This window comes from Enterobacter sp. GER_MD16_1505_Eko_090 (genome assembly GCF_003331015.1).
In the GTDB taxonomy this organism is placed as follows: Bacteria; Pseudomonadota; Gammaproteobacteria; order Enterobacterales; family Enterobacteriaceae; genus Enterobacter; species Enterobacter roggenkampii.
The window spans coordinates 341,068-355,450 of the sequence record NZ_PUQF01000001.1; the positions used below are offsets into that span (position 1 = coordinate 341,068).

General features: G+C 55.9%; 14 protein-coding genes. 1 reads left to right on the top strand and 13 read right to left on the bottom strand.

Annotation, left to right across the window (positions count from 1 at the left end):
* Positions 1 to 59: 59 nt before the first annotated feature.
* Genes nadD through leuS form a run of 4 tightly spaced genes read right to left on the bottom strand, consistent with a single transcriptional unit; the run spans position 60 to position 4,915 of the window.
* On the bottom strand, positions 60 to 725 hold the full coding sequence (gene nadD / locus C6A40_RS01615) for a nicotinate-nucleotide adenylyltransferase (RefSeq protein ID WP_025912714.1): 666 nt from the start codon (positions 723 to 725) through the stop codon (positions 60 to 62).
* Entirely contained in the window at positions 718 to 1,749 is a 1,032-nt protein-coding gene (gene holA, locus C6A40_RS01620) for a DNA polymerase III subunit delta (RefSeq protein WP_045335478.1), read from the bottom strand. The genes nadD and holA overlap by 8 nt, the downstream gene beginning before the upstream one ends.
* The gene (gene lptE, locus C6A40_RS01625) at positions 1,749 to 2,318 is read right to left on the bottom strand and encodes an LPS assembly lipoprotein LptE (RefSeq protein ID WP_008501042.1); all 570 of its coding nucleotides are present in this window, start codon (positions 2,316 to 2,318) and stop codon (positions 1,749 to 1,751) included. The genes holA and lptE overlap by 1 nt, the downstream gene beginning before the upstream one ends.
* A 14-nt stretch (positions 2,319 to 2,332) precedes the next feature.
* On the bottom strand, positions 2,333 to 4,915 hold the full coding sequence (gene leuS, locus C6A40_RS01630) for a leucine--tRNA ligase (protein ID WP_021242577.1): 2,583 nt from the start codon (positions 4,913 to 4,915) through the stop codon (positions 2,333 to 2,335).
* A gap of 214 nt (positions 4,916 to 5,129) precedes the next feature.
* Between leuS and C6A40_RS01635 the strand changes: the two genes are divergently transcribed.
* A complete protein-coding gene (locus C6A40_RS01635) occupies positions 5,130 to 5,612 on the top strand; it encodes a zinc ribbon-containing protein (protein ID WP_023617134.1) in 483 nt (160 codons plus the stop codon).
* A gap of 54 nt (positions 5,613 to 5,666) precedes the next feature.
* Here the strand turns inward: C6A40_RS01635 and rihA are convergent, their stop codons facing one another.
* From rihA to C6A40_RS01680, 9 genes are all read right to left on the bottom strand, one after another.
* On the bottom strand, positions 5,667 to 6,608 hold the full coding sequence (gene rihA, locus C6A40_RS01640) for a pyrimidine-specific ribonucleoside hydrolase RihA (protein WP_045335479.1): 942 nt from the start codon (positions 6,606 to 6,608) through the stop codon (positions 5,667 to 5,669).
* 120 nt (positions 6,609 to 6,728) lie between these two features.
* Positions 6,729 to 7,454, bottom strand: coding sequence for an amino acid ABC transporter ATP-binding protein (locus C6A40_RS01645; RefSeq protein WP_014883001.1), 726 nt, complete (start codon positions 7,452 to 7,454; stop codon positions 6,729 to 6,731).
* Positions 7,451 to 8,128 (bottom strand): glutamate/aspartate ABC transporter permease GltK, encoded by a 678-nt coding sequence (gltK, locus tag C6A40_RS01650; protein WP_008501047.1) that lies wholly within the window; start codon positions 8,126 to 8,128, stop codon positions 7,451 to 7,453. Before gltK ends, C6A40_RS01645 begins: the two co-directional genes overlap by 4 nt.
* Positions 8,128 to 8,868 carry a glutamate/aspartate ABC transporter permease GltJ gene (gene gltJ, locus C6A40_RS01655; protein ID WP_008501048.1) on the bottom strand — a complete coding sequence of 247 codons (741 nt, stop codon included), beginning with the start codon at positions 8,866 to 8,868 and terminating at the stop codon, positions 8,128 to 8,130. The genes gltK and gltJ overlap by 1 nt, the downstream gene beginning before the upstream one ends.
* A gap of 155 nt (positions 8,869 to 9,023) precedes the next feature.
* On the bottom strand, positions 9,024 to 9,929 hold the full coding sequence (locus C6A40_RS01660) for an amino acid ABC transporter substrate-binding protein (protein WP_045335480.1): 906 nt from the start codon (positions 9,927 to 9,929) through the stop codon (positions 9,024 to 9,026).
* Positions 9,930 to 10,329: 400 nt separating this feature from the next.
* The gene (lnt, locus tag C6A40_RS01665) at positions 10,330 to 11,868 is read right to left on the bottom strand and encodes an apolipoprotein N-acyltransferase (protein ID WP_021242575.1); all 1,539 of its coding nucleotides are present in this window, start codon (positions 11,866 to 11,868) and stop codon (positions 10,330 to 10,332) included.
* Positions 11,869 to 11,873: 5 nt separating this feature from the next.
* Complete coding sequence (gene corC / locus C6A40_RS01670; protein ID WP_021242574.1) at positions 11,874 to 12,752, bottom strand: CNNM family magnesium/cobalt transport protein CorC; 879 nt, start codon at positions 12,750 to 12,752, stop codon at positions 11,874 to 11,876.
* A gap of 89 nt (positions 12,753 to 12,841) precedes the next feature.
* Entirely contained in the window at positions 12,842 to 13,309 is a 468-nt protein-coding gene (gene ybeY / locus C6A40_RS01675; protein ID WP_008501052.1) for an rRNA maturation RNase YbeY, read from the bottom strand.
* Positions 13,306 to 14,352 (bottom strand): PhoH family protein, encoded by a 1,047-nt coding sequence (locus C6A40_RS01680; RefSeq protein WP_008501053.1) that lies wholly within the window; start codon positions 14,350 to 14,352, stop codon positions 13,306 to 13,308. Before C6A40_RS01680 ends, ybeY begins: the two co-directional genes overlap by 4 nt.
* Positions 14,353 to 14,383 lie beyond the last annotated feature (31 nt).

The following is a 14,383-nucleotide window of genomic DNA, read 5'->3' on the forward strand; positions in this document are numbered from 1 at the left end:
CAGTATGGCTTACCCTGTCAAGGCAGGATAAACAATAAGCCGCTTTTTATGCCCTCCGGCTATTCATCTGCGCTTTTCTGATACAAACCATGCGTATGGATATAGGCCAGCACCGGTGCGGGGAGCAGATCGTCACACGCTAAACCCTGCTGTAAGCGCTCGCGAATGAGGGTTGCAGAGATATCGAACCACGGCGTTTCCGCCAGATAAATCTTCCCGGCAGGCTGATTGTGGAGATCTTCAACATTGGCGGTGAGATGATCTTCCAGCCACTGCTGGTACTGCGCTTCGCGCATGGTCAGCGGATAGCCAGGACGGCGGCAGACGAGCAGGTGGCTGTTCTCCAGGATGGTTTCATATTTATGCCATGTGGGGAAGTTCAGCAGGGAGTCCTGTCCGATGATAAAAGCCAGCGGCTGGTCTGGACCTTGTTCTGCGCGCCATTCCTGAAGCGTCTGCGAGGTCCAGGAGGGCGTATCGCGACGCAGCTCACGCTCGTCAAGCCGGAAGAGCGGCTTATCTGCGATGGCCAGGGCAAGCATCTCTTTTCGCTGCTCGCTGGTCGCCTCGGGCTGTGGACGGTGGGGCGGGACATTATTCGGCATGATGGTAACGCGCTGAAGGCCGATCAGATTCGCCAGAATTTCAACCGGCTTCAGATGCCCGTAGTGTACCGGGTCGAAGGTGCCGCCATACAGGGCCTGTAAAGAGTGCATACTATCCATCAATAAAAACGTCTGCCAGCGCCTTGTGGCAGAGCAGCAGGGAAAGGCTTTCCAGCTCTGCCCAGACCGACTGGCCGTAATCTTGTTTTAACGTGAGTTCGGCGCGCATCAGAAGCTGTACCGCCTGGCGAAGCTGTTCATGACTCAGACGGTTGATGGCCTCGGAAGTCAAAGCCCGGCGATTTTGCCACACCCGGTGTTTATCAAACAGCGAACGCAAAGGCGTATGGGCAGACTGACGCTTGAGCGAAATCAGCAGCAGCAGTTCGCGCTGCAGCGTACGCAGCAGAATGACCGGTTCGCTCCCTTCGAGGCGCAGCTGCTGCAGAATATGCAGGGCGCGTTTACTTTTTGCCGACAGCAGCGCGTCCACCCAGTGGAACGGCGTGAAGTGCGCCGCGTCGTTAACGGCCTGCTCGACGCGCGGCAAGGTCAGCTTGCCGTCCGGCCAGAGCAGGGAGAGTCTGTCCAGCGCCTGCGCCAGGGCCAGCAGGTTACCTTCATAGCAGTAGCAGAGCAGCTGGTTCGCCGCATCATCCAGCTGAAGGTTGTGCTGTTTCGCTCTCGCGGCGACCCATTTAGGCAGATGTGCCTGCTCAGGCGTCTGACAGGTGACCAACACCGCGTGGGGCGTGAGTTGGGTAAACCAGGCCGCGTTTTCCTGCGCTTTGGTCAGCTTGTTGCCACGCACAATCAGGATCAGATCGCTGTGTAAGAGGCTGACCAGCGTAGCGAGCTGCTCGTTCATCGCCGCGTTAGGCCCGTTTTCCGGCAGCAGGATCTGAATCGTCTGGCGTGATGCGAACAGGCTCATCGCCTGACAGAGCGAGAAGAGGGCGTTCCAGTCGGTATTGTTATCCAACTGGACGGTGTGGTGTTCATCAAAGCCCTGCGCGGCGGCGACATGCCGCACGGCATCCAGGCTTTCCTGAAGTAATAACGGATCGTTTCCAAGAAGCAGATACGCCGCGCGCAGCCCTTCATTGAGCTGCGCGCGGAGTTGTTCAGGATACAGCCTGATCATCATTTACCCAGAGAGTTAGCAGCAGGAAGCGTGCCATCAACCGGTTTATCAACAATGTCAGATCCTTGTTTGGTTGACGCTGCAATACTTGGCAGTTTACGGATCAGCTGTTCCGCCGCCTTGTCATACATTTCGTTGATGATAATCTGCTGTTCGGCATCTTTTGCCAGCGCCGTCTGCGGGTTATCGAAGAACGAACGGTACACTTTCGTGCTGATCGGATAGATGTCTTTACCCGGGATCAGAACTGCCGCGTTGACCGTCAACACCATTTGATACTCTGCGGTACGGCCATCCTGGAAGATAGACGCAGTGTCTCTCGACAGACCACTTCCTGTCACACGCAGAGACGGTACATCCTGACGCAGCGTCTGTTTCTCAACAAGCTCAACGCCGTTCAGACGCAGCTGATTGCGAATTGCCCGGCTGAGTGGACCGTTCGGATCCCCGGAATCAAAGATCATGGTTTTCATCTGAGCAGGCACCGCCGTGGTATTGCGCAGGTGCCAGCCGCAGCCAGCGGTGACAAGCACCGCCAGAGATAAGAGTATTGTTGCCAGTTGTCGCACGTTTCCTCCCGCGCTTAGCCAACGACCAGATTCAGCAGTTTACCAGGTACGTAGATCACTTTACGTACGGTAACGCCCTCAAGATATTTAGCGACCAGTGGTTCCTGGCCCGCGCGCTCGCGAACCTGTTCTTCGGTTGCATCGACCGCCACGGTAATTTTACCGCGGACTTTACCGTTCACCTGGACCACGACCAGCGTGGTGTTTTCCACCATCGCGGCTTCGTCAGCCTGCGGCCACGGCGCGTTGTCGATATCGCCTTCGCCTTTCAGCTCCTGCCACAGGGTAAAGCTAACGTGCGGCGTGAACGGGTTCAGCATGCGAACGACGGCCAGCAGCGCTTCACGCATTAAGGCACGATCCTGCTCGCCGTCCTGCGGGGCTTTCGCCAGCTTGTTCATCAGTTCCATAATAGCCGCAATTGCGGTATTGAAGGTCTGACGACGACCAATATCATCGGTCACTTTCGCAATGGTTTTATGAACGTCACGACGCAGCGCCTGCTGATCTTCAGTCAGGGCAGCAGCGTTCAGCGCCGGGGCATCGCCCAGTGAGGTGTGCTCGTAAACCAGCTTCCAGACGCGTTTCAGGAAGCGGTTTGCGCCTTCCACGCCAGACTCCTGCCATTCCAGCGTCATGTCTGCCGGAGAGGCAAACATCATGAACAGACGCACGGTATCCGCACCATAACGCTCAACCATCACCTGCGGGTCGATACCGTTGTTTTTCGACTTGGACATTTTGCTCATGCCGGTGTAGACCAGCTCGTGACCTTCAGCGTCTTTCGCCTTCACGATACGGCCCTTCTCGTCGCGCTCAACGATCGCGTCAACCGGAGATACCCAGTTACGCTCGCCGTTTGCCCCGACGTAATAGAAGGCATCCGCCAGCACCATGCCCTGGCACAGCAGCTGTTTTGCAGGTTCGTCAGAGTTCACCATGCCCGCATCGCGCATCAGCTTGTGGAAGAAGCGGAAGTAGAGCAGGTGCATGATGGCGTGTTCGATACCACCGATGTAGATATCTACCGGCAGCCAGTAGTTCGCTGCTTTGGAATCCAGCATGCCGTCCTGATACTGCGGACAGGTGTAGCGAGCATAGTACCAGGACGACTCCATAAAGGTGTCAAAGGTGTCGGTTTCGCGCAGCGCGGGCTGACCGTTGACGGTGGTTTTTGCCCACTCAGGATCGGCTTTGATCGGGCTGGTGATACCGTCCATGACCACGTCTTCCGGCAGGATCACCGGCAGCTGATCTTCCGGCGTTGGCATCACGGTGCCATCTTCCAGCGTCACCATTGGAATTGGCGCACCCCAGTAACGCTGACGGGAAACGCCCCAGTCGCGCAGACGGAAGTTAACTTTACGCTCGCCCACGCCAAGGGAGGCCAGCTTGTCGGCGATAGCGTTGAAGCCCTCTTCGAAGCTCAGACCGTTAAACTCGCCGGAGTTGAACAAGGTCCCTTTTTCGGTCAGCGCTTGTTCGGACAGGTCTGGTTCAGAACCGTCAGCCGTCAGAATAACAGGCTTGATGGTCAGGCCATATTTAGTGGCAAATTCATAGTCGCGCTGGTCGTGACCTGGAACAGCCATCACGGCGCCTGTGCCGTATTCCATCAGTACGAAGTTGGCGGCCCAGACAGGGATCGCTTCGCCCGTCAGTGGGTGAATGGCCTTAAAGCCGGTATCAACCCCTTTTTTCTCCATCGTTGCCATATCGGCTTCTGCCACTTTCGTGTTGCGGCACTCGTCGATGAAGGTAGCCAGTTCCGGATTGTTTTCTGCCGCTTTCTGCGCCAGCGGGTGACCTGCGGCCACGGCCAGGTAGGTCGCGCCCATGAAGGTGTCCGGACGGGTGGTGTAGACGGTCAGGGTCTGGTCGTAGTTCTCAACGTTGAAGGTAATTTCCACGCCTTCAGAACGGCCGATCCAGTTGCGCTGCATGGTCTTAACGGTATCTGGCCAGTGGTCCAGATTATCCAGATCGTTCAGCAGCTCATCAGCGTAAGCGGTGATTTTAATAAACCACTGCGGGATCTCTTTACGCTCTACTTTAGTATCACAGCGCCAGCAGCAGCCATCGATAACCTGTTCGTTCGCGAGAACGGTCTGGTCATTCGGGCACCAGTTAACGGCAGAGGTCTTCTTGTACACCAGGCCTTTTTTGTACAGCTCGGTGAAGAATTTCTGTTCCCAGCGGTAGTATTCCGGGGTACAGGTTGCCAGCTCGCGGCTCCAGTCATAGCCAAAGCCCAGCATTTTGAGCTGGTTTTTCATGTACGCGATGTTGTCGTACGTCCACGGTGCCGGCGCCGTATTGTTTTTGACCGCCGCGCCTTCCGCAGGCAGACCGAACGCATCCCAACCGATGGGTTGCAGAACGTTTTTGCCCAGCATGCGCTGGTAGCGCGCAATCACATCACCGATGGTGTAGTTACGCACGTGGCCCATGTGTAGTCGACCAGAAGGATAGGGAAGCATCGACAGGCAGTAATACTTCTCTTTGCTCTCGTCTTCGGTTACTTCAAAGGTGCGCTTCTCGTCCCAGTGTTGCTGGACTTTTGATTCTATCTCTTCCGGGCGGTATTGCTCTTGCATGGCAGCCAGTGGTCCTGTGTTCAATACAGCTACAAATGTAGCCAATGGATGTGGTAATTCAGATCCGCATAGCATAGCCCAAACGCCCGCGTCAAAACAGCCTTTCGCACAAATGCGCTTTGCAGGAATTTACCGGGTCTGTGCTTCACCTGACAAAGCGGCGCTGAAATAAGGTCTATTATTAGAAATAGTTACTGACCCGGGAGGCAAAATGATGAACAAGGTTGCTCAATTTTACCGCGAACTGGTGGCGACACTGACGGAACGGCTGCGTAACGGCGAGCGTGATATCGACGCGCTGGTGGAGCAGGCGCGTGCCCGCGTGTCGCAAACGGGTGAGTTAACGCGAACCGAAGTGGAAGAGGTGACCCGCGCCGTGCGTCGCGATCTGGAAGAGTTCGCGCGCAGCTACCAGGAAAGCCAGGAGGAGGTCACGGACAGCGTTTTCATGCGGGTGATCAAAGAGAGCCTGTGGCAGGAGCTGGCCGATATCACGGATAAAACGCAGCTGGAGTGGCGTGAAGTCTTTCAGGATTTAAACCACCACGGTGTGTACCACAGCGGTGAAGTGGTCGGGCTGGGAAATCTGGTGTGCGAGAATTGCCACCATCATATTGCGGTGTATACGCCGGAGGTCCTGTCGCTGTGTCCGAAATGCGGCCACGATCAGTTCCAGCGTCGGCCGTTTGAGCCCTAGGTAAAAGCACAGGTTTGCGCCCTCTCCCCGTGGGAGAGGGCCGGGGTGAGGGCATCAGGCCGCAGAGTAGTAAGCCAGTCTCTCCGCCAGCAAATCCACAAACGCCTCACGGTCAATATCCACCATCACCGTGGTATTCGGTTTATTCCCCGTCAGCGAGTAGTAGTCCACCACCGTCATCCCCTGGGTGTATTTCCCCTGCGTTTCGACGCCAACCCACCTGTGGACTGTGGTAAACATCTCCGGTTTTAACAGCCAGGCAATGGTGCACGGATCGTGCAGCGGCGCGCCGTGGAATCCCCATTTCTCGGCTTTGTGATACTCCATAAAGAAGTCGAGCAGCTCAGCCACGGTTGTCGCGACCGGATTGCCAACGGAGCGGAAGCGCTCAATGTCGCCTGCCATAATCTGCGCGCGATGCGTCACGTCCAGCCCTGCCATCACAACTGGCAGGCCCGACTGGAAGACGATTTCCGCTGCTTCCGGATCGACAAAAATGTTGAACTCTGCGGAAGGCGTCCAGTTTCCCAGGCCCATAGCCCCGCCCATGATGACGATACGAGCGATTTTGCTGTGCAGTTCAGGATGGCTGTTCAGCAGCAGCGCGACGTTGGTTTGCGGTCCCGTTGCCACCAGGGTGACGGGTTCCGCGCTCTCGCGCAGCACCTTTGCCATCAGCTCCACGGCGGTGCAGCTTTGCGGCGTGAAGCCAGGTTCCGGCAGCGCCGGACCGTCCAGCCCGCTTTCGCCATGCACGTTATCCGCAATAATTAATTCACGCATCAGGGGCTTGAGGGCGCCGCCGGCGACAGGAATATCCGTGCGCTTGAGCAGCGTCAGCATGCGCAAAACGTTACGCAGGGTTTTATCCGGCGTCTGGTTTCCGGCAGAAGAGGTGACGGCTTTGACGTCGAGCTCGGGGGAGGCAAGTGCAAGGACGAGCGCGATCGCGTCATCATGACCCGGGTCGCAATCGAAAATTATAGGTTGTGCCATAGCGTTCTCCATTCATAGCGTTATTTTGTGACAAGGTTAACGCTGCAATGGGGCACGGACGAGAAGAAGTGAGCGAAAGCGTGAGGCAGTGCGCAATCCGCAGATTGCGCACCGAGAAGATTAGTGCAGGATTTTCGCGAGGAAATCTTTCGCACGTTCCGATTTCGGGTTGGCGAAGAACTCCTCTTTCGGGGAATCTTCGACAATTTTCCCTTCGTCCATGAAGATCACGCGGTTGGCCACCTTGCGGGCGAAGCCCATTTCGTGGGTCACCACCATCATGGTCATCCCTTCGTGCGCCAGTTCGACCATCACGTCCAGCACTTCGTTGATCATCTCCGGATCGAGCGCCGATGTGGGCTCGTCAAACAGCATGGCAACCGGATCCATGCACAGCGCACGGGCGATCGCCACACGCTGCTGCTGGCCGCCAGAAAGCTGCGCCGGGAACTTATCGGCATGCGCAGAGAGGCCAACGCGTTCCAGGAGCTTCAGGCCTTTCTCGCGCGACGCTTTTTTATCACGCTTGAGCACTTTCACCTGGGCCAGCGTCAGGTTCTCAATAATGGAGAGGTGAGGGAACAGCTCAAAATGCTGGAACACCATACCAACGTGAGAGCGAAGCTGGGCAAGATTGGTTTTCTTGTCGTTGACTTTGGTACCGTTGACGACGATCTCGCCCTGCTGGACCGGCTCCAGACCATTGACGGTTTTGATCAGCGTCGATTTACCGGAACCGGACGGTCCGCACACCACTACCACGTCGCCTTTTTTCACTTCGGTGGAGCAGTCGGTCAGCACCTGAAAGTGCCCATACCATTTAGAAACATTTTTCAGGGAAATCATTGTACCGTCCTTTTCTTCAGCCAGCTGACCAACAGCGACGCGCTTAAACTAATCACAAAATAGACCGCTCCCGCAAAGAGCACCATCTCAACCTGCGTACCATCACGCTCACCGATGGTGGACGCGGTACGGAAGAAGTCTGCCAGGCTCAGCACGTAGACCAGGGACGTATCCTGGAACAGCACAATTCCCTGGGTCAGCAGGAGCGGAACCATGGCGCGAAACGCCTGCGGCAGAATAATGAGCTGCATGGACTGCCAGTGCGTCATCCCCAGCGCCAGCGCGGCGCTGGATTGCCCGCGGGAGATACTCTGAATGCCTGCACGGATAATCTCAGAGTAGTAAGCGGCCTCAAACATTGAGAACGCCACCATCGCCGAGATCAGACGGATATCGGTTTTCGGCGACAGCCCCAGCACGTTTTGCAGGAAGCCGGGCACGATCAGGTAAAACCACAGCAGCACCATTACCAGCGGGATGGAACGGAACACGTTAACGTAGGCGGTTGCAAACCAGGCGAGCGGCTTAAAGCTCGACAGGCGCATAACGGCCAGCAGGGTGCCCCAGACAATACCGACGATGATGGCAATGACGGTGATTTTTAAGGTAATCATCAGTCCATCAAGCAGGTAAGGCATGGATGGAACGATAGAACTCCAGTCAAATTCGTACATTATTTGCCCCCCATGTTGCCCGGCAGGCGAATTTTGCGTTCAACCAGGTTCATCACCAGCATGATGAAAGCGTTAATCAGAACGTAGGCGAGCGTGATCGCGGTGAAGGATTCCCACGCGTGAGCGGAGTAATCCAGCAGCTTGCCCGCCTGCGCGGCCATATCGACCAGGCCGATGGTCGAGGCGATGGCCGAGTTTTTCACCAGGTTCATCATCTCGGAGGTCATCGGCGGAACGATGACGCGGTAGGCGTTAGGCAGCAGCACGTAGCGGTAGGTCTGTGGCAGGGTTAACCCCATCGCCAGACCCGCATTTTTTTGTCCGCGGGGTAATGACTGAATGGCGGCACGCACCTGCTCGCAAACGCGCGCAGCGGTAAACAGCCCCAGACACATCATGGAGGAGACAAAGAACTGCACATTCGGATCCAGTTCCGACTTGAACCACATGCCAATATTTTCCGGCAGCAGTTCCGGTATAACCAGATACCAGGTAAAGAACTGCACGATCAGCGGAACGTTACGGAACAGTTCCACGTACAGGGTGCCGAGTGTTGAAAGAAAACGGTTAGGGACGGTGCGCAGAATACCGAACAGAGAACCGACAAGAAACGCGATGATCCACGCCGTTATCGATAATGCCACGGTGACCTGAAAGCCGCTCCACAGCCAGCCAAGATAGGTGGTGTTGCCGAACGGGGCTTGTTGCAGGAATATGCCCCAGTTCCAGTCGATTGACATAATAAACTCCAGAAAAAAAAGGGTAGCAGCGCTACCCTCGAAGATTGGTGAGAAGCTCATTTTTCGCGCTGAGTGGGGAACGACCACTCAACGTATAGTCTGTCCATGCTTCCCGACAATCGAGAGGGCAGGAGATCCCGCCCCTGTTGTTCTAATTAGTTAAGAGCCTTGTCATTTGGAGATTTGAACAGCGCTTTCATGTCGTCTGACAGTTCAAAATTCATGTTCAGGTTTTTTGGTGGAATCGGGTTCTTGAACCATTTGTCGAACCATTTTTCCGCTTCGCCTGAGGTCTGCACCTGGGCGATGGTGTCATCGATCAGCTTTTTGAACTGCGGATCGTCTTTACGCAGCATACAGCCGTAGGCTTCTTTCGACTGCGCGGTACCGACGATATCCCAGTTGTCTGGTTTCTTCGCTTTCGCACGCTCGCCTGCCAGCAGGGCGTCGTCCATCATAAACGCGACGGCACGACCGCTTTCCAGGGTACGGAAGGAGTCGCCATGGTCTTTCGCGCTGATGATGCGCATATCCATTTTCTTCTCGTCGTTCAGCTTGTGCAGCAGCACTTCAGACGTGGTCCCGGAGGTGACAACGACCGCTTTCCCTTTCAGGTCAGAGAAGTCTTTGATCTCACCGCCTTTCTTCGTCAGCAGGCGGGTGCCCACAACAAAGATGGTGTCGGAGAAGGCAGCCTGCTTCTGACGCTCGAGGTTGTTGGTGGTGGAGCCACACTCGAAGTCAAAGGTGCCGTTTTGCAGCAGCGGAATACGGTTCTGTGAAGTGATGGGGATCAGCTTCACCTGCAGGTCAGGTTTGTTCAGCTTTTTCTTCACAGCTTCAACGATGGCGTTGGAGTAATCCTGTGAATAGCCCACGACTTTTTGCGTGTTGTCGTAGTAAGAGAACGGGACAGAAGATTCACGGTGGCCGACCACGATAACGCCGTTTTTGGCAATCTTGTCGAGAGTGCTGCCTGCTGCCGGAGCGTCTTCAGCGTGAACCACGCCTGCGGACATCCCCATAACCAGCATTGCTGTGGCCAGTTTACGTAATTGCATACCCAACTCCTTTTTTATCAGCGCCAGTGACGCATTGATACCCATTGTGATGTTGTTATATCTCGCGCAATGCGAGTGCAGTGTTATGCAAGCTTGTTAACATTTAGTCTGGCTTAATGTAAAGATTTTGCTGCGTTATTGTTTATTTTTGCGAAGCACGCCGCACCATTCAGAGGCAAATATCTCCCGTTGCACCGTTTCGGTGCTACCGATGATCTACGCTGGTGCGACAAAGTTGCACAGTAAGCCAAACAGCGTTTACCTGAATAAACAAAGCAATAGGCGTGCCAGAATTGAAGTCTGGAGGGAATTGTCGGGTGGCGCTGACGCTTACCCGACCTACAAAAGCGAAACAGTAGGCCGGGTAAGCGTCAGCGCCACCCGGCAGGAAGAGGAGGGATTATCGACGACGCTGGCGCAGACTCATCAGCACCGCGCCAAAGCCGAACAGCGCGGTCAGGATCCACAGCGGCCAGTTGCCGGTGCGGGCGTACGGCGTCAGCCCGGTGGTAGGAGTGACGTTGGTGGTCAGCACTTCTCGGGTGAACTGCGGGATCATGGCCTGGATTTCACCCTGCGGACCAATCACGGCGGTGATGCCGTTGTTGGTGCTGCGCAGCAGCGGACGGGCCAGCTCCAGGGAGCGCATGCGTGCCATCTGGAAGTGCTGCCACGGGCCGATTGATTTACCAAACCAGGCATCGTTAGAGATGGTCAGCAGATAGTCCGTATCCGGGCGGAAGTTATCGCGCACCTGCTCGCCTAAGATAATTTCGTAGCAGATGGCCGCCGTCAGGGCTGCGCCGTGCGCGTGCAGCTGAGGCTGAACGTACGGTCCGCGGCTGAAGGAGGACATCGGCAGATCGAAGAACGGGGCCAGCGGGCGAAGAATTGACTCCAGCGGCACAAATTCACCAAACGGCACCAGGTGGTTCTTGTTGTACCGGTCAGTGGAGTGGTAGCTGTATTCGCTGTCTTTGCCGAGCGTAATGATGGTGTTGTAGGTGTCGTAGCGGTTCTGCTGATTCAGACGCGCATCGACAATCCCGGTGATCAGCGTACTGCCACGCGAGAGCAGCAGGTCGTTCATCATGTTGAGGAACGGCTGCTGGTTGATCTCCAGATCGGGAATAGCAGACTCCGGCCAGATAATCAGCTGCGATTTACCCATCACCTCTTCGGTGGCGTTGGCGTAGATCTTCAGCGTATTCAGCAGTTCTTTCTCGTCCCACTTCATCGACTGCGGGATATTCCCCTGCACCATGGAGACCTGCATGGCGCGCGCGGGCTCCGGCGTGAACCACTGGATATAGCGCAGCGGGAAGGGCAGGGCGAACAGCACCAGCGCCACAGCCAGCGGTTTCCAGCATCGTGAAACCAGCGCTAATACCAGCAGGCCGCTAACGACCATCAGCAGGAAGTTAATGGCCTCAACGCCCATGACCGGCGCCAGGCCTTTCAGCGGGCCGTCAATCTGACTGTAGCCGAACTGCAGCCACGGGAAGCCGGTCAGCACCCAGCCGCGCAGGAATTCCGTGATCTGCCAGACCACCGGCGCGGCAATGGCGACGCGCAGCCAGGTGGTTTTGGGCCACAGGCGAGAAAGGATGCCGGCGAACAGACCTGTATAGAGCGAGAGATACGCGGCGAGCAGTACCACCAGGAAGACGTTTACCGGGCCCGGCATACCGCCAAACTGCGCGATGCTGACGTAGACCCAGTTAATACCTGAGCCAAACAGCCCCAGTCCCCAGAAGTAGCCAATAGCGGCAGCCTGCACCGGACGACGGTTCAGGGTCAACCCCTGAAGCCCCATCAGGGAGAGAATGGCCGCAGGCCAGATATCGTAAGGAGAAAAAGCCAGCGTACCGCTGGCTCCGAGTAACAGCGCCAGCAGCAAACGGACGCGCTGGCGTTCAAGCAATGGGGCAAATGCCATTTACATTAATCTTCCAGTTTTGGCACCGGTGAGTCGTCCGGCGTTCTGACGTGAACCTGTATAATACGTCGGCTGTCGGCCATGGCTACTTTGAACTGGTAACCGTCGATGTCAACGGTCTCTCCGCGCGCCGGGAGGTGGCCAAAGGCCTGCATCACCAGCCCGCCAATGGTATCGACCTCTTCATCGCTGAAGTGGGTCCCGAAGGCGTCGTTGAAGTCCTCAATGGAGGCCAGCGCCCGTACGGTCCAGGTGTGGCGGCTGAGCTGACGGAAGTCGATATCCTCTTCTTCGTCATACTCATCTTCGATTTCGCCCACGATCAGCTCAAGGATATCCTCGATCGTGACCAGACCGGAGACGCCACCAAATTCATCAATAACAATCGCCATGTGGTAACGCTGAGAGCGAAACTCTTTCAGCATCCGATCCACACGTTTACTTTCCGGCACAACCACGGCCTGGCGTAACACTTTTTCCATGCTGAAGGCTTCGGCATCGCTGCGCATAAACGGCAGCAGATCTTTCGCCATCAAAATCCCTTCGATGTGATCTTTGTCTTCGCTGATGACCGGGAAACGCGAGTGGGCGGATTCGATGATGACATCGAGACACTCGTCCAGCGTCTGGTTACGTTTCAGGGTGATCATCTGCGAGCGGGGAATCATGATATCGCGAACGCGCTGGTCGGCGATGTCCATAACCCCTTCGAGCATTTCGCGCGTATCTTCGTCGATTAGGTCGTTTTGCCCGGAATCACGAATCAGCTCCAGCAGTTCATCACGGTTTTTCGGTTCGCCGTGGAAAAGCTGGTTCAGAATGAGGGAGAAAAATCCCTTTTTACTGGTTGTCGTGTCGCTACTGTGTGAATTGTCGTCGCTCATGGCGTTTGTTAAGGGTTCTCTTGTTAGTTCAATGTTTACCGCCACGCGATGTCCTTTCGTGGCGGCAGGGGAGTCAGTCCGGTGACTGACTATTCTTTCTCGGCAATGTACGGATCCTCATAGCCCAGAGCAAGCATTATCTCTGTCTCGAGGGACTCCATCTCTTCCGCTTCGTCGTCTTCAATATGATCGTAGCCGAGCAGATGCAGGCTGCCGTGTACCACCATGTGCGCCCAGTGGGCTTCAAGAGGTTTCTGCTGCTCTTTGGCTTCCTGTTCAACCACCTGGCGGCAGATGATCAGATCGCCCAACAGCGGCATCTCGATGCCCGGCGGGGCTTCGAACGGGAAAGAGAGCACGTTGGTCGGCTTATCTTTCCCGCGATAGGTCAGGTTAAGCTCATGGCTTTCTGCTTCATCCACCAGGCGAATCGTGACTTCTGATTCTTCCTGAAACTGGGGGATAACGGCATCCAGCCATTTCTGAAACTGTGCCTCATCTGGCATGCCGGAATTGTCTTCACAGGCCAGCTGTAAATCGAGGATCACCTGACTCATTTCTGTTCTTGCTCCTGCGCTTCGCGCTTACGTTCTGCGGCCAGTTCGGCCTTACGCTTCTGATCTGCCTCTTCCCAGGCTTCATAAGCGTTAACGATACGCGCGACCACCGGGTGGCGTACCACGTCTTCACTGTGGAAGAAGTTAAAGCTGATTTCATCGACCTCGGCCAGCACTTCGATGGCGTGGCGCAGGCCCGATTTGGTGCTGCGCGGCAGATCGATCTGCGTGACGTCGCCGGTAATCACCGCTTTCGAGTTAAAGCCAATACGCGTCAGGAACATTTTCATCTGTTCGATGGTGGTGTTCTGGCTCTCGTCGAGAATGATGAACGCATCGTTCAGCGTACGGCCGCGCATGTAGGCGAGCGGGGCCACTTCGATCACGTTACGCTCAATGAGCTTCTCGACCTTCTCAAAGCCCAGCATTTCGAACAGCGCATCGTATAAAGGACGGAGATACGGGTCGACCTTCTGGCTCAGATCGCCAGGCAGGAAGCCCAGTTTTTCACCGGCTTCAACGGCAGGGCGGGTCAGCAGGATACGCCGGATTTCCTGACGCTCCAGCGCATCGACCGCCGCGGCAACGGCCAGATAGGTTTTACCCGTACCCGCCGGCCCCACGCCGAAGGTGATGTCGTGGTCGAGAATATTGGCGATATACTGCGCCTGGTTTGGCGTACGCGGCTTGATGACGCCACGCTTGGTCTTAATGTTGATTGCCTTGCCATAGTCCGGCACGCTCTCCGCGCTCTGCTCAAGCACGCGCGCCTCTTTAATGGCGAGGTGAATCTGCTCCGGTTCGATATCCTGAATTTCGCCGCGCATGGGGGAGGTGTCGACATACAGGCTACGCAGAATGTCCGCAGCGGCGTTGACGCAGATAGGGCGTCCGGTGAGTTTGAAATGATTATCGCGACGATTGATTTCGATACCCAGACGTCGCTCCAGTTGTTTGATGTTGTCATCAAACGGCCCGCACAGGCTCAGCAGGCGAGCGTTGTCTGCTGGCTCAAGGCTAATTTCACGCGTATCTATGTTCAAACTGTTCCTCTTTGATTGATTAACTGACCCG